Origin of the sequence: Pelosinus sp. sgz500959 (assembly GCF_042610375.1) — a bacterium.
Classification (GTDB): Bacteria; Bacillota; Negativicutes; order DSM-13327; family DSM-13327; genus CTSoil-075.
Genome location: NZ_JBGJZL010000001.1, coordinates 321,888 through 340,419, shown reverse-complemented (window position 1 = coordinate 340,419; position 18,532 = coordinate 321,888). Strand labels below are relative to the sequence as shown.

At 40.2% G+C, this 18,532-nt stretch carries 21 protein-coding genes; 19 read left to right on the top strand and 2 right to left on the bottom strand.

Features of this window, described 5'->3' with window-relative positions; genetic code table 11:
- Positions 1-164 precede the first annotated feature (164 nt).
- The 8 genes from rpiB (at position 165) to ilvB (ending at position 8,046) form a co-directional block, all read left to right on the top strand.
- The gene (rpiB, locus tag ACAN52_RS01440; protein ID WP_378951118.1) at positions 165-602 is read left to right on the top strand and encodes a ribose 5-phosphate isomerase B; all 438 of its coding nucleotides are present in this window, start codon (positions 165-167) and stop codon (positions 600-602) included.
- 12 nt (positions 603-614) lie between these two features.
- Positions 615-1,166: a TIGR01440 family protein gene (locus tag ACAN52_RS01435; RefSeq protein ID WP_378951115.1), complete on the top strand. Its 552-nt coding sequence runs from the start codon at positions 615-617 to the stop codon at positions 1,164-1,166.
- Positions 1,167-1,189: 23 nt separating this feature from the next.
- Complete coding sequence (glyA, locus tag ACAN52_RS01430; RefSeq protein ID WP_378951112.1) at positions 1,190-2,425, top strand: serine hydroxymethyltransferase; 1,236 nt, start codon at positions 1,190-1,192, stop codon at positions 2,423-2,425.
- Positions 2,426-2,468: 43 nt separating this feature from the next.
- Entirely contained in the window at positions 2,469-3,095 is a 627-nt protein-coding gene (upp, locus tag ACAN52_RS01425) for a uracil phosphoribosyltransferase (protein ID WP_378951110.1), read from the top strand.
- 254 nt (positions 3,096-3,349) lie between these two features.
- The gene (gene ilvN, locus ACAN52_RS01420) at positions 3,350-3,892 is read left to right on the top strand and encodes an acetolactate synthase small subunit (RefSeq protein WP_378951107.1); all 543 of its coding nucleotides are present in this window, start codon (positions 3,350-3,352) and stop codon (positions 3,890-3,892) included.
- Positions 3,893-4,032: 140 nt separating this feature from the next.
- Complete coding sequence (ilvC, locus tag ACAN52_RS01415) at positions 4,033-5,025, top strand: ketol-acid reductoisomerase (RefSeq protein ID WP_378951104.1); 993 nt, start codon at positions 4,033-4,035, stop codon at positions 5,023-5,025.
- Between the two features lie 251 nt (positions 5,026-5,276).
- Complete coding sequence (leuB, locus tag ACAN52_RS01410) at positions 5,277-6,350, top strand: 3-isopropylmalate dehydrogenase (protein WP_378951101.1); 1,074 nt, start codon at positions 5,277-5,279, stop codon at positions 6,348-6,350.
- A gap of 28 nt (positions 6,351-6,378) precedes the next feature.
- Positions 6,379-8,046, top strand: coding sequence for a biosynthetic-type acetolactate synthase large subunit (gene ilvB, locus ACAN52_RS01405; RefSeq protein WP_378951098.1), 1,668 nt, complete (start codon positions 6,379-6,381; stop codon positions 8,044-8,046).
- Positions 8,047-8,091: 45 nt separating this feature from the next.
- On the opposite strand, the gene ACAN52_RS01400 is transcribed toward ilvB, so the two are convergent.
- Together ACAN52_RS01400 and ACAN52_RS01395 are read right to left on the bottom strand one after the other, a co-directional pair.
- On the bottom strand, positions 8,092-9,264 hold the full coding sequence (locus ACAN52_RS01400) for an aminotransferase class I/II-fold pyridoxal phosphate-dependent enzyme (protein WP_378951095.1): 1,173 nt from the start codon (positions 9,262-9,264) through the stop codon (positions 8,092-8,094).
- A complete protein-coding gene (locus ACAN52_RS01395) occupies positions 9,261-9,740 on the bottom strand; it encodes an Lrp/AsnC family transcriptional regulator (RefSeq protein WP_378951092.1) in 480 nt (159 codons plus the stop codon). Before ACAN52_RS01395 ends, ACAN52_RS01400 begins: the two co-directional genes overlap by 4 nt.
- A 150-nt stretch (positions 9,741-9,890) precedes the next feature.
- On the opposite strand from ACAN52_RS01395, the gene ACAN52_RS01390 reads away from it, so the two are divergent.
- The 11 genes from ACAN52_RS01390 (at position 9,891) to atpG (ending at position 18,505) form a co-directional block, all read left to right on the top strand.
- A complete protein-coding gene (locus tag ACAN52_RS01390; protein WP_378951089.1) occupies positions 9,891-10,316 on the top strand; it encodes a deoxycytidylate deaminase in 426 nt (141 codons plus the stop codon).
- 70 nt (positions 10,317-10,386) lie between these two features.
- Positions 10,387-11,415 (top strand): glycosyltransferase family 4 protein, encoded by a 1,029-nt coding sequence (locus ACAN52_RS01385; protein ID WP_378951086.1) that lies wholly within the window; start codon positions 10,387-10,389, stop codon positions 11,413-11,415.
- Between the two features lie 109 nt (positions 11,416-11,524).
- Positions 11,525-12,688 (top strand): non-hydrolyzing UDP-N-acetylglucosamine 2-epimerase, encoded by a 1,164-nt coding sequence (gene wecB / locus ACAN52_RS01380; RefSeq protein ID WP_378951083.1) that lies wholly within the window; start codon positions 11,525-11,527, stop codon positions 12,686-12,688.
- A gap of 610 nt (positions 12,689-13,298) precedes the next feature.
- Positions 13,299-13,511 carry an AtpZ/AtpI family protein gene (locus tag ACAN52_RS01375; RefSeq protein WP_378951080.1) on the top strand — a complete coding sequence of 71 codons (213 nt, stop codon included), beginning with the start codon at positions 13,299-13,301 and terminating at the stop codon, positions 13,509-13,511.
- 26 nt (positions 13,512-13,537) lie between these two features.
- Positions 13,538-13,924: an ATP synthase subunit I gene (locus tag ACAN52_RS01370; protein ID WP_378951077.1), complete on the top strand. Its 387-nt coding sequence runs from the start codon at positions 13,538-13,540 to the stop codon at positions 13,922-13,924.
- A gap of 66 nt (positions 13,925-13,990) precedes the next feature.
- The gene (gene atpB, locus ACAN52_RS01365) at positions 13,991-14,671 is read left to right on the top strand and encodes a F0F1 ATP synthase subunit A (RefSeq protein ID WP_378951074.1); all 681 of its coding nucleotides are present in this window, start codon (positions 13,991-13,993) and stop codon (positions 14,669-14,671) included.
- 65 nt (positions 14,672-14,736) lie between these two features.
- Positions 14,737-14,988, top strand: coding sequence for a F0F1 ATP synthase subunit C (gene atpE, locus ACAN52_RS01360; RefSeq protein ID WP_378951071.1), 252 nt, complete (start codon positions 14,737-14,739; stop codon positions 14,986-14,988).
- Positions 14,989-15,061: 73 nt separating this feature from the next.
- Positions 15,062-15,565 (top strand): F0F1 ATP synthase subunit B, encoded by a 504-nt coding sequence (gene atpF / locus ACAN52_RS01355; protein WP_378951068.1) that lies wholly within the window; start codon positions 15,062-15,064, stop codon positions 15,563-15,565.
- The gene (gene atpH, locus ACAN52_RS01350) at positions 15,559-16,131 is read left to right on the top strand and encodes an ATP synthase F1 subunit delta (protein ID WP_378951065.1); all 573 of its coding nucleotides are present in this window, start codon (positions 15,559-15,561) and stop codon (positions 16,129-16,131) included. The genes atpF and atpH overlap by 7 nt, the downstream gene beginning before the upstream one ends.
- A complete protein-coding gene (gene atpA, locus ACAN52_RS01345) occupies positions 16,128-17,654 on the top strand; it encodes a F0F1 ATP synthase subunit alpha (protein WP_378951062.1) in 1,527 nt (508 codons plus the stop codon). The genes atpH and atpA overlap by 4 nt, the downstream gene beginning before the upstream one ends.
- A gap of 5 nt (positions 17,655-17,659) precedes the next feature.
- Positions 17,660-18,505 (top strand): ATP synthase F1 subunit gamma, encoded by an 846-nt coding sequence (gene atpG / locus ACAN52_RS01340; protein ID WP_378951059.1) that lies wholly within the window; start codon positions 17,660-17,662, stop codon positions 18,503-18,505.
- Positions 18,506-18,532: the final 27 nt, after the last annotated feature.

Here is an 18,532-nt window from a genome sequence, read left to right as displayed (position 1 = left end):
AAAAAGAAGAATGTCATTCTAATAAGGGACTTTTTGTTATTAATTGTAAAAATGATAAAAAAATAGTGGAATTTCATTAGGAAAATTATAGTTTTTGCAGGAAAAGAGAATTAAATAGCGAAAAATGACCAATAAATAACCAATAAAGTAGTTGGAGGATAAAGATGTTAATTGCAATTGGTAGTGACCATGGTGGTTTTAATTTAAAAGAAGAAATAAAAAAAATGTTTACTGAACAAAATATCCAGTTTCAGGATTTTGGTACCTATTCGGCAGAATCAATCGACTATCCTGAAATTGCTCAAAAAGTCGCACAAGCAGTCGTGAACAAGGAATGCACCCGTGGCATTATTATTTGTGGGACAGGCATTGGTGTGAGTATTGCGGCCAATAAAATAAAAGGTATTCGTGCTGCTCTTTGTCATGATGTATTTTCGGCCCAAATGTCAAGAGAACATAATGATGCCAATATTTTAACAATGGGCGAGAGAGTCATTGGCCCAGGTTTGGCTTGCATGATTGTTTCAACTTGGTTAGAAACTGAATTTGCTGGCGGTCGTCATGGGCGCAGAGTAGATAAAATCTCCCAGCTTGAAGCATAAGGAGGTAATCTGATGAATGTTGACCTGACCTTGCTAAAAAATCAAACAACCCATATCGCAACGGAATTATTGGAGATGGCCAAAATGAGTCCGGGTCAGATTCTCGTTGTAGGATGTAGTACAAGTGAAGTCATTGGTGCTACGATTGGTTCAGCAGGCTCTACGAGTGTAGCTGAGGTTATTTTAGATAGCTTGCGACAGGTATGTAGTCAAAATGATATATATCTAGCTGTACAGTGTTGTGAACACTTAAATCGAGCTTTGGTGATTGAAGAGGAAGCCGCTCGTACTTATCATTTGGACCAAGTGATGGTCGTGCCGATTCCAAAAGCAGGTGGTGCTCTAGGTGCCCAAGCAATGAGTGATTTCAATCAACCTGTCGTTGTAGAGAATATCTGCGCACATGCTGGGCTCGATATTGGTGGCACGATGATTGGCATGCATCTTAAAGCTGTGGCTGTACCCTTGCGTTTAACGCACAAAATGATTGGACAAGCATTTGTGATAGCAGCTCGTACTCGGCCTAAACTCATTGGTGGACCGCGGGCTGTATATAATAATTAAAAGGTATATGGAGGAAATCATACATGACTAAACTTGCTAATTTTGATCCGGAAATCGCTGAAGCGATTAAACTAGAACTGCACAGACAGCAAAATAAATTGGAGTTAATTGCATCTGAAAACTTTGTCAGTGAAGCTGTTATGGAAGCGCAAGGATCTGTTTTGACGAATAAGTATGCAGAAGGTTATCCAGGACGTCGTTATTATGGTGGTTGTGAGCATGTAGATGTTGTTGAGCAACTTGCGATTGACCGTGTGAAAAAGATTTTTGGTGCTGAGCATGCGAATGTACAGCCGCATTCAGGTGCTCAAGCCAATACTGCAGTTTATTTTGCCTTTTTAAAACCAGGCGATACCATCCTTGGCATGAACTTGGCTCATGGCGGACATTTGACTCATGGTAGCCCTGTCAATGTATCAGGTAAATTATTTAATATTGTGCCTTATGGTGTAGATGAAAAGACTCATTTGATCAATTATGATGAAGTTGCTAGACTGGCAAGAGAGCATCGTCCTAAAATGATTGTAGCTGGTGCGAGTGCTTATCCGCGCATAATTGATTTTGCCCGCATGGGTGAAATCGCTCGAGAAGTTGGAGCTTTATTTATGGTTGATATGGCTCATATTGCAGGGCTTGTAGCAGCAGGTCTTCATCCTTCTCCAATTGAACATGCTGATATTGTTACAACAACGACTCATAAAACGCTGCGTGGACCTCGCGGTGGCGTCATTATGTGTCGCGCTGAGCTGGCTCCTATTGTTGATAAAGCCGTTTTTCCTGGTATGCAAGGCGGTCCATTAATGCATGTGATTGCTGCGAAAGCTGTATCTTTCAAAGAAGCTCTTACAGAGGAATTTGCGATGTATCAAAAGCAAATTGTAAAAAATGCTGATACTCTTGCAAAACAATTAGTGAAAAATGGCTTTACCTTAGTCTCAGGTGGTACAGATAATCATCTGATCTTAGTGGATTTACGTTCGCAAAATATTACGGGTAAAGATGCTGAAAAACTACTCGATAAAATAGGTGTGACAGTTAATAAAAATTCCATTCCTTTCGATCCGGCAAGTCCATTTGTTACAAGTGGTATTCGTCTTGGGACGGCAGCTCTTACCAGTCGTGGAATGAAGGATGCTGATATGGAGATTGTCGGTGATATTATTGGAATGGTTCTCAATCATCCAACGGATAGTGAGGTTCAAGAGCAGGCCGTTAACATGATTGCGGATTTATGCAAAAAACATCCTTTATACGCTTGAGCCATCGATTTTAAAGCAGTAAAGAAAGGCAGTTGATCATATCGTGGAAATAAAAGTGATTGATCATCCTTTAATTCAACATAAACTATCCATCATCCGTGATGTGAATACAGGTACAAAAGAATTTCGTGAATTATTAGAGGAAATTTCCATGCTGATGGCATTTGAGATTACTCGTGACTTACCTCTTATGGAGGTTGAAATTGAAACGCCTCTGGTTAAAGCGAAATGTAATGTATTAGCAGGTGAAAAATTAGGAATTGTGCCGATTTTACGGGCGGGACTTGGGATGGTCAACGGTATCATTCGAATCATTCCAACAGCAAAAGTTGGACATATTGGTTTATACCGTGATCCTGAAACATTGCTGCCTGTAGAATATTACTGTAAACTTCCAAATGATGTAGCGGAACGGCATTTTATCTTGATTGATCCGATGCTTGCCACTGGCGGTTCGGCTGCTAGCGCCATTACTTTACTCAAAAGTAAAGGGGTAAAATACATAAAACTGATGTGTTTAGTTGCTGCACCTGAAGGTGTACGCCTTGTAAATGAAGAGCATCCTGATGTAGTGATTTATACGGCAGCCGTTGATGGATATTTGAATGATCATGGGTATATTATTCCAGGCCTTGGTGATGCTGGTGATCGAATTTTTGGTACAAAGTAAAAGATAAAGATTCATAAAAAAGAAGCACTAACTATTTAGTGTTTCTTTTTTTTACTGAAAAAATGATGCAGTAGTAAAATTATCTTGCAATTATTTGCGTTTGATTGGTATAATGACCTAAAATGTTACCGAATGTAGTTGCAAAAGATGGTTTTGTTCGTGTACAATGGAATAGGTTGAAAATGTTACAACGTTACAATAGAATTTTCGCCGGGGTCGTAGAACGATAATCATGAATAGGGGGTGGAATCACGGTGGAGCATACATTATCAATTTTAGTGCTTAATCAGCCAGGTGTGTTGGTGCGAGTGGCTGGGATGTTTGCTAGACGTGGTTTTAATATTGAGAGTTTGGCAGTTGGTGCTACTCATGTCCCGGAATATTCTCGTATTACTGCGGTTATGAAGGGGAGCGAATCCATGGTCACGCAGGTTGCTAAGCAATTGGAAAAATTGATTGAAGTGCGTGCAGTGGAATTTTTGCCTGGTAATGCTGCGGTCGTAAGGGATACGGCCATGATAAAAGTTAAAGCCAGCAGAGCAGAGCAACTTGAAGTATTGCAATTGTCCGAAACCTTTGGAGCAAAAATTGTAGATATATCAGAGGAAGCTCTCATTGTTGAAATCACAAGTGGCGAAAGTAATACGGAAGCGTTGATTCATGCCCTTACATCTTATGGGATACTCGAAATGATCCGTACTGGTGTTGTTGGTCTACAACGAGGAAGCAACAGTATTTATCAAAAAGAGAAAAATGAAGCTGGTGCCTTATTTGGCGATTACCAGAAGATTCTCTAGTTGTGGTTGTTAAAAAAGCGGTAAGCCGCTCCTTATCGTGAGTCATACCAATCGGCTTTTTGGGGCAGAATGGTGAAGGTAGCAAAAACAGGGGCAGTTAAAATAAAAAATTTAAATGGATATGAGGAGAGATTATTACTATGAGTAAAATGTATTATGACACAGATGCTAAGGTAGAATTAATTAAAGATAAAGCGGTGGCCATCATTGGTTATGGTAGCCAAGGTCATGCTCATGCCCTGAATTTGCATGATAATGGTGTGAAAGTCACTGTTGGTTTATATAAAGGCAGTAAGTCTTGGGAAAAAGCTCAAAAAGATGGTTTAGAAGTTATGGAAGTTGCTCAAGCTGTAGCAGCGGCTGATATCGTCATGATTCTTCTTCCAGATGAAAAACAAGCTAAAATTTACAATGAACAAATTGCACCTAACTTAAAACCAGGAGCAGCTCTTGCTTTTGCTCATGGATTCAATATACATTTCAATCAAATCATTCCACCAGCTGATGCTGACGTATTCATGGTTGCGCCTAAAGGACCAGGACATTTAGTCCGTCGTGTATTTGTTGAAGGTGGCGGAGTACCTTGCTTGAAAGCTGTATACCAAGATGCAAGTGGCCAAGCAGAGGCTTTATCCCTTGCTTATGCGTGGGGTGTTGGCGGAACTCGTGCAGGCGTATTGACAACAAGCTTCCAAGAAGAAACAGAAACAGATTTGTTCGGTGAGCAAGCAGTACTTTGTGGCGGTGCGACAGCTTTAGTAAAAGCAGGTTTTGAAACATTAGTAGAAGCTGGCTACCAACCAGAAATTGCTTATTTTGAATGTTTGCATGAATTGAAATTGATTGTAGATTTAATGTATGAAGGCGGTATGGCCCAAATGCGTTATTCGATCAGTGATACAGCTGAATATGGTGACTATATGATTGGTAACCGTATCGTGACAGATGCAACAAAAGTAGAAATGAAAAAAGTATTGACTGAAATTCAAACAGGTGTATTTGCAAGAAATTGGATCTTGGAAAATCAAGCTAATCGTCCGCAATTCTTGGCAACTCGCCGTCGCGAAGCTGAGCATCAAATTGAAACAGTCGGTAAAGAATTACGTGGCATGATGAGTTGGCTGAAAAAATAAAGTTAACTGTAAATAAACTATTTCTTTATGTTTATAATGAGTAACTAAGGGACGGTTCTTGTGAGTAACTAAGGGAAAGTTTTTGACTTGAATTCATATGAATTCAAGTCAAAAACTATTTCCAAAAACAGGAACCGTCCTCAAAACTACTATTAGTAAATAAATTAGAGTGATCAATATAGAACGTCAAACTAAATAGGAATCTTCAGTCCTGGTAGACATTTGATTCAGTACGCAAAAGGGGAATGAACATGAGTAAAAAACATATTGTAATCATCCCAGGTGATGGGATCGGTGAAGAAATAACCTCCGCTGCTATAAGGGTATTGGAGAGAGTAACAAATAAGGCTGGTTTAACCTTAACTTATGAAAAACAGTTAGCTGGTGGTGCTGCCATTGATCAATATGGAGTTCCGCTACCGGATTCGGTCATTCGGGCTGCAAAACAAGCTGATGCCGTACTACTAGGAGCTGTTGGTGGTCCAAAATGGGATCATGTTCCGCCAGAAATTAGGGCAGAAAAGGCTATTTTGGGATTGCGTAAAGAATTAGGCTTATATGCCAATCTACGCCCTGTTCGAGTGTCGCCAGCATTGATTGAATATTCTCCCCTTAAAGCAGAAGCCATTTATGGGGTTGATATTTTGTTAGTAAGAGAGTTGAGCAGCGGCATTTATTATGGACAAAAATGTGAGTCGGAAATCATTGACGGCATTGAACAAGCTTCAGATGTTGAAGTTTATACCGTACCTGAAGTCAGTCGTATTATGCACTTAGCTTGCCAAGCAGCTCAATTGCGGAAAAAACAAGTATTATCAGTGGATAAAGCCAATGTACTGGCAACATCAAGATTATGGCGAAGAACAGTCAATCAAGTCGCTAGTGAATATGCTGATATTCAGCTTAAACATATGTATGTTGATAACTGTGCAATGCAGTTAGTGTTGGCACCTAAACAGTTTGATGTCATTGTGACGAATAATCTGTTTGGTGATATTTTGAGTGATGAAGCTGCCGTTTTAACTGGATCCATTGGAATGTTGCCGTCAGCAAGTCTTGGTAATGGAACTGGACTCTATGAACCCATACACGGATCAGCTCCTGACATTGCAGGTCTAGGTCTGGCTAATCCAGTGGGGACTATTTTGTCTGCTGCTATGCTTCTTCGTTATTCTCTCGGAGCGCCTGAGCTTGCAGAACAAATTGAACAAGCCGTAGATAAAGTTCTTGCTGAAGGGTATCGTACAGCTGACTTATATAAATCTGGTGCAACTAAAGTCAGCACTGATGAAATGGCGGGATTAATCGAAGCCCAATTAGGTTAGCATCTTATGATTCAAGGAGGTGTTTAGTATGAAAATATCGGGTGCCAATGTGATTATACAATGTTTACTAGAAGAAGGAGTAGATACTGTTTTTGGTTATCCAGGTGGACGCATTTTGCCATTTTATGATGCTCTTTATGATAGTCCTCTACGTCATATTAGAACAGCTCATGAACAAGGAGCTATACATGCGGCTGATGGTTATGCACGGGCCAATGGGCAGACCGGTGTATGTATTGCGACGAGTGGGCCAGGAGCAACGAATTTGGTCACTGGCTTGGCAAATGCTTATTTGGATTCCATTCCTCTTGTGGTCATCACTGGTCAGGTTCCCACAAATTTAATTGGTGCAGATGCTTTTCAAGAAGTGGATATCTATGGGATCACTATGCCGATTACGAAACATAATTTTTTGGTCAAAGAGGCTGATGCTTTGCCAGAAATTATACGATCTGCATTTTCTATCGCTCGTTCTGGACGGCCAGGGCCAGTGTTAATTGATATACCAAGTGATATTCAAACAGCTATCATTGAGTTTGTACCTCAGAATGAAAAAACTGCCCCAAAAATCAAAAGAGAATTATCAGATCTTGGTCGTACTTTGATTGATAAAGCAGTGACTGTTATTGGTGCAGCCAAACAGCCAGTCTTGATTGTAGGTGGGGGTGCAGTTTCTGAGGCAATCCCAGACGAAGTGATTCGCTTGGCTGAAAAACTGGGTGTTCCTGTCGTCAGTACACTCATGGGACTTGGAGTTTTTCCTTCGGATCATCCGCAATTTTTAGGAATGACAGGTATGCATGGGAGTAAGGTTGCCAATCATGCTATCCATGGCGCTGATGTCGTCATTGCCATTGGCAGTCGATTTAGTGATCGGGTTACCAATAACAAATTAATTTATGCTGAAGGAAAAAGGGTCATTCATATTGATGTTGACCCTGCTGAACTTGATAAGAATATTGCATCTCATATTGGTTTGTCTGGTAATTTAGAAGAGTTGTTACCTATTTTGAATGAACGTGTTCAGGAGGGAACTGCAACTCAGTGGTGGCAGATGATTAAAGAATGGCAAGAGCAATTTAAAATCGATCATCACACTGAAATTTTGACTGCGCCATGGATGCTTAGGACATTGTCGGAGGCGACGGCTGGTCAACCTTTTATTTTTACTACTGATGTAGGACAGCATCAAATGTGGGCGGCGCAAAATTTAAGTCTCAAGACACCTCGCTCTTGGATTACCTCAGGAGGTTTGGGGACCATGGGATTTGGTTTGCCAGCAGCCGTTGGTGCCCAATTGGCTGCTCCTGATAAACGAGTCATTTGCATTGTAGGTGATGCTGGAATTAAGATGACGGGTTGTGAGTTATTTACTGTTGCAAGTGAAAATTTGCCGCTTATTACAATTATTGTCGATAATAGTTGTTTAGGAATGGTTCGCCAACTGCAGCACGTATTCTATAATCAACGTTATAGTGCTACGCTGGCACCGGCAGAAGTGAATTTTGTTTACTTTGCCAAAGCTTTTGGCATTGAAGGTCATTTGGCTACGACTCAGGAAGAATTCATTCAGGTTTTATCTGTAGCTCTTGCTAGTGATAAAGCAAGCGTGATTGTCGTTAAAATTCCTCACGAAGACTTAGTAACGCCAATGCTCATGCCAAATGCACCTTTGGATACATTTATCGATATTTGATGATAGCAAAAAAGACCTGACATTGTCAGGTCTTTTTTGCTATCATCAGCGATGTTTGATACTTTCAACAAAGCGCCCAATACGTAAGAGAGCTTCTTTAATATTAGCAGTAGATGTAGCGTATGAACAGCGGATGAAACCTTCACCGCTTTCGCCGAAGGCATCGCCTGGCACCAAAGCTACTTTTTCTGCTTGAAGAAGTTGTTCAGCAAATTGTAGTGATGTGAGTCCGGTATTTTTTATTGATGGAAATAGATAAAAAGCTCCTTTGGGTTCGAAACAATCTAGACCCATTTTGCGGAAACCTTCTAGTATTAGACGACGGCGCTGATTATATTCAGCTGTCATTTGCTCTACATTTTTTTCTCCCCGTTTGAGAGCCTCTATGGCAGCAACCTGCGCTGTAATCGGAGTACAGAGCATAGTATACTGATGGATCTTTGTCATGGCAGCAATGAAGTCTGGGTTCGATGCTGCATAGCCAATACGCCAACCTGTCATGGCATAGGCCTTAGAAAAACCATTGAGTACAATGGTGCGTTCTGCCATATCCGGTAAACTTGCAAAACAGGTGTGTGTACCATCATAGGTTAGTTTGGCATATATTTCATCGGAGATGACAATCAGATCATGCTTCTTAGCAAAAAGAGCAATCTCGGCTAAGTCATCGCGACTCATAATCGCGCCAGTCGGATTATTAGGATAACCAATCAGGAGAATTTTTGTATGAGGGGTCACAAAAGCCTCTAACTCCCCGGCTGTAATACGAAATTCATTTTCCATAGTAGTGGCGACAGGAACAGCAACACCGCCTGCTAGCGTAACACAGGACTTATAAGATACATAGCAGGGTTCTGGGATTAAGACTTCATCTCCAGGGCTTAAGAGGGCACGCATGGCCAAATCAAGACCCTCGCTGACTCCGACAGTCACTAATACTTCTGTGCGAGGATTATAGGTAACTTGATAATCTTGATATAAAGATTTACAAATTTCTTCTCGAAGTTCGAGGAGACCAGCATTGGATGAATAGGAGGTGTAGCCGCGGTTGAGTCCATAGATACAACTTTCGCGAATATGCCATGGCGTAACAAAATCAGGTTCGCCGACTCCTAGAGAGATAACCCCTTTCATTTCGGCTGCAATATCAAAAAAACGTCTGATACCTGAGGGGGGGATTGATTTTACAGCTGGTGATATACGGTCAGACCAAGTCATGGTGACACCACCAACCGATGCTCTTCTTCTTGATCATTAATGATGACGCCAGCATATTTATATTTTTTTAACATAAAGTTCGTAGTTGTACTGACAACACCGTCAATTGTTGAGAGCTTTGTTGAAACAAAGTCAGCAACTTCTCTTAAACTCGTTCCTTCTACAGCAACTGAAAGGTCATAAGAACCAGACATCAGATAAACACTGCGTACTTCAGGATAGCGATAGATACGTTCAGCAATGGCATCGAATCCAACTTCTCTTTGAGGAGTGATTTTTACTTCAATAACAGCGGTCACTCGATCAACGCCAGCTTTTTCCCAGTCAATGATAGTTTGATATTTGACGATGATTTGCTCATCTTGAAATTTTTCGATGAGGGCACTGATTTCTGTTGCAGGTCGATTGAGCATAAGCGCCATTTCTTCAGGCGATTGCCTATAATCTTTTTCTAAAAGGTCTAATAATTCTTTCATATAGTTGATTCCTCCTGATGAAAATAGTAAAATTTAGATAGTATAGAGATTAGATAGTTTAAATTATTGTATTTTTTAGAATATCACATATAATAAAAAAAAGGTACATCTATTTACAAAAAATATGAAATAATTACTGAGGAGATAAGGATGCGAAAAAATTGGGATTTATATTTTCTAGATATTGCTCATGAAGTGGCTGGCCGCAGTACTTGTTTGCGCCGGGCGGTTGGAGCGGTCGTTGTCAAAGACAAGAGAATTAAGGGGACGGGGTATAATGGAAGTCCAGCTGGGTTGCCTCACTGTCTTGATGAAGGATGTGCCATGCTCGAAGGACATTGCATTCGTTGTATTCATGCCGAACCCAATGCCATATTAGAGTGTACGCCAGATGAACGGCAAGGTGCGACTTTGTACTGTACGGACAAGCCTTGTCCAGAATGTCAAAAACTCATTATCACTTCTGGTATAAAAAAAGTGGTATATTCTAGGGATTATCATGCCCATACCGACTGGTTTTCATTAGCGACTGATATGGAAGTTGTACACATGCCTAAAAAGGATGAAGAGGCATAAATAATCCGTTTGACAGGCGTGTTACCATGAGGTAAAATGAGTTTGTTGTGTAGAAATGAGGTGCTGAATTATGCAGACATATATTGTAGCGTTTACGATTGCTTTAGCGGTTGCTTACTTTGTAACACCGCAGGTAAAAGATTTGGCGACTAAAATAGGTGCGTTAGATGCACCTGATGACCGCAAGGTGCATACTAAACCCATCCCACGTATGGGAGGTCTTGCAATTTATGCGGGATTTGTTTTGTCCATACTCGCGAGTATGTATATTAGTCGTGAAATTATGGGTTTATTAGTAGGTGGTACGGTCATTCTCATCGTTGGTATTATTGATGATTTAAAACCATTGCCTGCTAAAGTCAAGTTATTAGGTCAAATTGTGGCAGCAGTTGTATTGGTAATGTTTGATATTCGAATTGATTGGTTAACGAATCCTTTTGGAGATATGTTATATGTAGATTATTTTGCCATTCCCTTGACCATTTTATGGGTAGTCAGCTTGACCAATACTGTGAATTTGATTGATGGCCTTGATGGGTTAGCGGCAGGGGTATCGACAATCGCGGCCGTAACTATTTTGTTAGTAGCGTTGCAACAGAATTTTTGGACGGTTGCAATTTTAACAGCTGCACTCGCTGGTAGTGCACTCGGATTTTTGCAACATAATTTTAACCCAGCAAAAATTTTCATGGGTGATACGGGCAGCATGTTCTTAGGCTATATGTTAGCTGCGATATCCATTCTTGGTGCTGTGAAAAGTGCGGCGACAATTGCCCTCATTGTGCCAATTGTGGCCTTAGGATTGCCAATCCTAGACACTGCCTTTGCTATTATCCGACGTTATATGAGTGGACGTCCTATTTTTAAACCAGACAAAGGACATTTGCATCATCGATTATTAGAAATGGGTTTAACACAAAAACAAGCAGTGTTGCTCATGTACGTCATAAGTGGTTGCCTTGGACTTAGTGCGATCGCGTTGACGGAGGTTAATAAATCCTTTGGTATACTGATTGTTGTTGTTTTGCTCAGTATTGCCTGTATCGGTGCTAGAAAAATTGGTGTACTCAAAGCGACGAAGTCGGTTGAAAGTCATTGAATGTAAGTGATGGGCGGGCGCTATGCTCGCCTATTTTTAGCGTAATCAGAAAGCATAACACTTTCTTGTATTTTGTACACTTTAAAGTGAATTGAAGGGGAGTATCGACATGTCACGTATAAAAGTAATGACAGTATTTGGAACACGTCCAGAAGCTATTAAAATGGCACCTGTTGTCTTAGAACTGAGTAAATATCCTGAGTATATCGAGCCGATCGTAGCTGTTACCGCCCAACATCGAGAAATGCTTGATCAGGTTCTTAATTTATTTAATATTGTGCCTAATTATGATTTGGATATTATGTCTAAGGGGCAGACTTTATTTGATATTACTTGTCGGGCGATGCAAGGTCTGAACGAAGTGCTTACTATAGAAAAACCTGACATTGTGTTAGTACATGGAGATACTACGACTACTTTTGCTGGGGCATTGGCCGCTTTTTACCATCAAACAACAGTTGGTCATGTTGAGGCTGGACTACGGACACATGATAAACATTCGCCATATCCAGAAGAAATGAATCGCAAATTAACAGGATCGTTGACAGATTTGCATTTTGCTCCGACTCCAACAGCCCAGGAAAATTTACTGACTGAGGCTGTCCCAAAGGAAACGACGTTTATTACAGGCAATACAGTCATTGATGCTCTCTTAGCGACTGTTAATAAGGACTATACCTTTGCTGATGAAATGTTGGAAAACATTAATTATGATGAGAAAAGGATTATACTCGTTACAACTCATCGCCGGGAAAACATTGGTGAACCTATGCGCCATGTGTATCAAGCTCTTAGGCAGCTCGTTACAGAATTTGAAGATGTAGAAATTGTCTTTCCCGTACATAGGAACCCTCTTGTTCGTGAAGTCGTGGAGAGTGAACTGGGTGGTATAGAACGAGTTAGATTAATTGATCCCCTGGAGTATGAACCTTTTGCCAATTTATTGGCCCGTTCTTATTTAGTGCTGACGGATTCTGGTGGTGTACAGGAAGAAGCGCCGGCTCTTGGTAAACCAGTATTAGTATTACGAGATACCACTGAACGGCCTGAAGCGATTGAAGCTGGTACTGTCAAATTGATTGGTACTGATAAAGAGCGAGTCTATCATGAAGCTCAGTTACTTCTTGCTGATCGAAGTGAATATGATCGCATGGCAAATGCCTGCAATCCTTATGGTGATGGACAAGCTGCACGGCGTATTGTAGAGACCATTCTGTGGAAATATGGTTTTTTAAAAGAAAAACCTGATCAGTTTGGACACTGTAAAATATAAATTGAGAACCCCTTAAGTAGGTGTGGTGAATAACCAATCTATTTAAGGGGTTTTTCTACAACTTATTGCTTTTTAAGAAAAAATTGTAATTACTTTAAGTACAAATTGCTGTTTTTAATTACACAAAATGGTAGAAAGGCTGTTTTTTATATAAAATCATTATTATCTAGAGATCGATTTTTAAGAAAAAATAGCTTATTAATAAAAATTAAAGGCCGTTTTTTTATAAAAATTGATATAGATCACAGTGTATACAGAAATCTTAGAGTATCTTTACATAAGAACTCTTTTGATAAAAATCAGAGTCCGACATTATTGCTTCATTGGGAATAAAATAGTTTTGATTGAGGGGGAAAATAGTTAGCTTTTTTTAGTTGATAACGGTATAAATATTCTAGAGCCCTCTAGGGGGATATTGCAGGAATTTCCTATTATTTGGCGAAAACAAATAGGAAGTTGTTGTATGATGCTCTTTATAAATTGGCATTACTTGCCTTCATTTTTCATGTAACATTAAATAATATTAAAAAAAATAGGAATAATAAGTTAAAAGTAATTCTCGAAATATTCCAGTAATAATATGCCGTGTATATTATTTTGAGGTAAACACATGCAGAAGGATTATAAAGAATTGTTTGATGGCTTACAGACAGCAACAACAGTTGGTTTTTATATGGTATCCTCAATCATAGCAGGTATTTTTTTGGGTAGATTAATTGATGGATATTTTGGTAGTCAACCGTGGGCTACGATTGGCGGTATTGTACTGGGTATGATTACAGGCCTTTATACCACATATAAAAAAATAATGGGAGGAAAATAGAGAGGGAGCCACTTTCTATTACGCATATGCAGGAGTATGTCATTGAGATTAAGCGAACATTGCTACACATCCTCCTATGGGGCGCGCTCATCTGTAGTGGGGCTTATTTTTTAAATCAAGATTGGAGAATTCCAGGATTAATAATGGGTATTATGACGAGTATGATCTATTTCTTACTCATGTGTTATCGCATCAATAAAAGTGCAACTATGTCTGTTCCTAAAGCCATATCGTACATGCGAATAGGTTGGTTGATGCGCCTTGCTTTTGTAGTTCTTATGTTATTCTTATCAATCAAAATACCATCCCTTGATTTTTTATCAGCTGTTATTGGATTGTTTTCATTGCAGGTCGTCGGCATATTAAATGCTAGCCTGCTTATTATAAAAAGTTTTTTTATTTCTAGCCGATAATATAGATATAAATGCCTGTTTACAGACATTTTGTCATAAGAATATAGCAGGAAGGAGGGGGATAATATGGAACACGGTGGGGGGCATGAGATTGGATCTCACAAATTAGCTCATTTTGCAGGTATGACATTTCATCTTGATACATTGATAATGACTTGGATTACCATGGCAATCATCATTGTATTGGCAGTGCTTGCAACGCGAAAATTACAACTAAGACCACAAGGCTGGCAAAATTTTCTGGAAATGGTTATGGATGCATTACTGGAACAAATTGATGCAAATATGGGACCTAAAGGCAGAAAGCTAGCACCGCTAGTCATTACCTTGTTTTTGTTTTTAGCAGTGGGAAATGAGCTGGGGTTGATACCAGGTATGACATCACCAACGGCTGATCTCAATACCACATTAGGACTAGCCTTAATGGTTGTAATCATTGTACATGTCTTAGGCATAATGAATAAAGGGCCTGTAAGGTATTTCAAACATTTTTTTGAACCATACATACCATTTGTCATTATTAACATCATTGAAGAAGTCGCTAAGCCCATTACCTTATCTTTCCGTTTATTTGGTAATATTCTAGCTGGCGAAATCTTGTTACTGATCCTTGGCATGTTAGTACCGTATGTAGTACCGACAGCCTGGTTGGCATTTAGTGTGTTTGTCGGTGTTGTGCAGGCGTTCATATTTACGATGCTATCAATATCATATCTTTCTAATTCACTTGCTGATGGTCATCACTAGGAATTAGTTTGGATACAAAACCTTAGGCATTCTAATAAAATTTAATTTTTAAGGAGGATTTTACTGTGGAACACGCAATTATTATTGCTGCCTCTGTGATTGGGGCAGGCTTGGCCATTGGTTTGGCTGCAATTGGTGCTGGTATTGGTGACGGTGCTGTCACTGCAAAAGCAATTGAGGGGATGGCTAGACAACCTGAGGCTAAAGGTACTATTTTGGTTAATATGCTTATTTCCGTAGGTTTGATTGAGTCGATTCCAATTATTGCGGCCGTTATCGCCATCGTGCTCGTATTTGCAAATCCATTTTTGAAATAATGGTTTACTCAGGTTGCTGGCAGAAGAAAATGCCAGTAACTGTCTTATTCGCTGCAAAAAGGAGGTGCCGTCATTGGTTGAATTGAATGGGACACTTATAGCGCAGATTGTAAACTTTCTGATTTTAGTTGGAATTTTAACTAAATTTGCCTATAAGCCATTAATGAAAGCCTTGGAAGATCGTCAAAATAAAATTGCAGATAGCATTGACTCGGCAGAACGTGAGAGACAGGAAGCTGAAAAGTTAAAGCTTAGCTATCAGCAACAATTATCAGACGCTCGTGCCCAGGCTCAGGCTATCGTTGAGAAAGCTGAGAAATTGGCAGAAGAGACGAAGGAAGAAATATTAAAAGAGGCACGTTTAGAAAGTTCGCGCATTTTGAAAAATGTACAAGCAGAAGTTGCTCGAGAACGTGAACGTGCGTTAGCTGAAATTAAAACTGAAGTGGTAATGCTTTCTATGGCAGCCGCTGCTAAAATTATTGACAAAAATATTGATACTGAAACCAATGCAAGTTTAGTTTCTAATTTTATAGAACAACTTGACGGTCAAAAAATCGGTGGCCTGCCATGCTAGCAAATCAGTTAGCTATCAAATATGCTCAGGCCATTTTTGAACTGGCTGCCGAGAAAAACTTATTGGATCAAGTAGAGACTGAATTAACAATGATAGAGAGTCAGATTAATACATACAGTGACTTATCTACCCTGATCTATCATCCACGAGTCTTGGCACAAGCTAAAAAAGAAACAATAAGTAAAATTTTTGGGCAAGAGGTTGTAGATTTTGTTCTTAAATTTTTGATGCTTCTTGTTGATAAACGGCGGGAAACTATTTTGCCAGGCATTATTCGTGAATATGTAAAGCTGGCCAATGTTGCACGCAATATTGTGGAGGCCCAGGTGACGACAGCCATGCCGCTTGAATCTGACCAACAGACTGCTCTTATTAATAAACTGGGTTTGGTTACAGGCAAAAAAATCATCTTAAAAACCCAGATCGACAAAACCATCATTGGTGGAGTCATTGTTAAGATCGGTGACAAATTAATTGATGGCAGCGTAGTGCGCCAATTAGAAACACTAAAAAATACCCTCTTAAATACTGAAGTGACAGGAATTGAGGTGACGGACTGTCTATGAAAATGAAACCAGAAGAAATAACGGCGATCATCAAAGCACAGATCGAAAACTATCAAGTTGATCTGAATGTTGATGACGTTGGTACTGTTATTGAAGTGGGAGATGGAATTGCCCGTATTCATGGCTTAGAAAAAGCTATGGCGGGAGAACTTTTAGAATTTCCTCACGAAGTATATGGTATGGTACTCAATTTAGAAGAAGATAATGTCGGTGCGGTACTTCTTGGTGGGGAAACGCTCATCAAGGAAGGCGATACAGTGCGTCGTACTGGCCGCATCATGCAAGTGCCAGTTGGCGAAGCCATGGTTGGCCGTGTTGTCAATGCTCTAGGGCAACCGATTGATGGCAAAGGCCCAATCCTTACTACTGAATTTCGTCCAGTTGAATACCCAGCGCCAGGCATTGCTGACCGTCAATCGGTTCATGAACCAATGCAAACAGGCTTAAAAGCAATTGATTCCATGGTTCCAATTGGCCGCGGACAGCGTGAACTTATTATTGGTGACCGTGGTACTGGTAAGACTGCAATTGCTGTTGATACCATTTTGAACCAAAAGGGACAAGGCGTGATTTGCGTTTATGTTGCCATTGGTCAAAAAGCATCTACAGTAGCCCGAGTTGTACATACCCTTGAAGAAAATGGTGCAATGGAATATTCCATTGTTGTTGTTGCTGCTGCCTCAGACAGTGCGCCACTCCAATATTTGGCTCCTTATGCTGGTGTATCCATGGCCGAATACTTTATGTATAAAGGTGGCCATGTACTGTGCGTATATGATGATTTATCGAAACATGCAGTAGCTTATCGTGCGATGTCCCTTCTTCTTCGTCGCCCACCAGGTCGCGAAGCTTATCCTGGGGATGTATTTTATCTACATTCTCGTTTATTGGAACGTGCAGCAAAACTATCCAAGGAACTGGGGAGTGGCTCCATTACGGCACTGCCGATTATTGAAACCCTCGCTGGTGACGTATCCGCTTATATTCCGACCAATGTAATTTCTATTACAGACGGTCAGATTTTCCTAGAAAGTGAAATGTTCTATTCTGGGATTCGTCCGGCAATTAATGCAGGGCTTTCAGTATCTCGGGTAGGTGGTTCGGCGCAAATTAAAGCGATGAAACAAGTTGCTGGACGTCTTCGTCTTGACTTGGCTCAGTACCGAGAATTGGCGGCATTTGCTCAGTTTGGTTCAGATCTTGATAAAGCCACAAAAGCATCTCTTGATCGTGGTCAGCGTACGATGGAAGTGTTAAAGCAACCTCAGTATTCACCTATGATCGTTGATGAACAAGTCATTGTCATCTATACAGCCATTAATGGTTTCCTAGATGATATTGAACTTGGAGATGTGGCTAAATTTGAAAGTGATTTTATCAAATTTGTGCGGACGAACTATGCTGAGATTGGTCAGGCCATCAGAGATACAAAAGTGCTCAGTAAAGAGACTGAAGATGTGTTAAAGAAAGCCATTAAAGAGTTTAAAGATACCTTTATTACATCTGATAAAACGGCGAGGTGATATAGATGCCTAATGCACAGGATATACGCCGTCGCATAAAAAGCGTAAAGAGTATTGAACAAATCACAAAAGCCATGAAAATGGTTGCTGCTGCTCGTCTGCGTAAAGCCCAAGAAAAAGCAATCACCAGTCAGCCTTATACTGAAAAAATTCTGCAAGTGTTGTCGAGTGTAGCAAATGGTGCGCCGGATGCTGCTCATCCATTGCTTGAAGTCAGAGAGGTTAAACGTGTTGCTTATTTGGTGATGAGTGCTGATAAAGGTTTGGCTGGAGCTTACTCTTCAAATGTCATTAAAGAAGTAATAACGCAAATTGCAGGCAAAGAAAATGTAAGTTTGATTACTGTTGGACGTAAGTCCAGAGATTATTTCAAGCGGCGTGGCTATACTGTAGCGGAAGAATATACAGGTTTTTCTGAAAAACCTGCTTATCAGCATGCGATTGCAATTGCGAATTCTTTAGCTGAAGGATTTACGGCAGGCGTCTATGATGAAATTCATTTGGTGTATACCAAATTTCATTCAGCACTGACCCAGACGCCAACAAGTGTAAAGCTTTTGCCAATTGGAAATATATCAACGACCAAAGAACATCAAGAATACATTTTTGAACCTTCTGCAGAAGAAGTACTCAAGTTTCTTTTGCCTCAATATTTACAAAGCATTATTTATGGAGCTTTACTGCAATCAGCAGCCAGTGAACTAGGTGCACGAATGACTGCGATGGGTGCGGCTACAGAAAATGCGGAAGAATTAATTGCTAAATTGATTCTCAATTACAATAAGATTCGTCAGGCCACCATTACTCGGGAAATTTCTGAAATTGTGGGCGGCGCCGAGGCGCTCAAGTAAAATACTAGAACAAGGAGGGGGAACCCT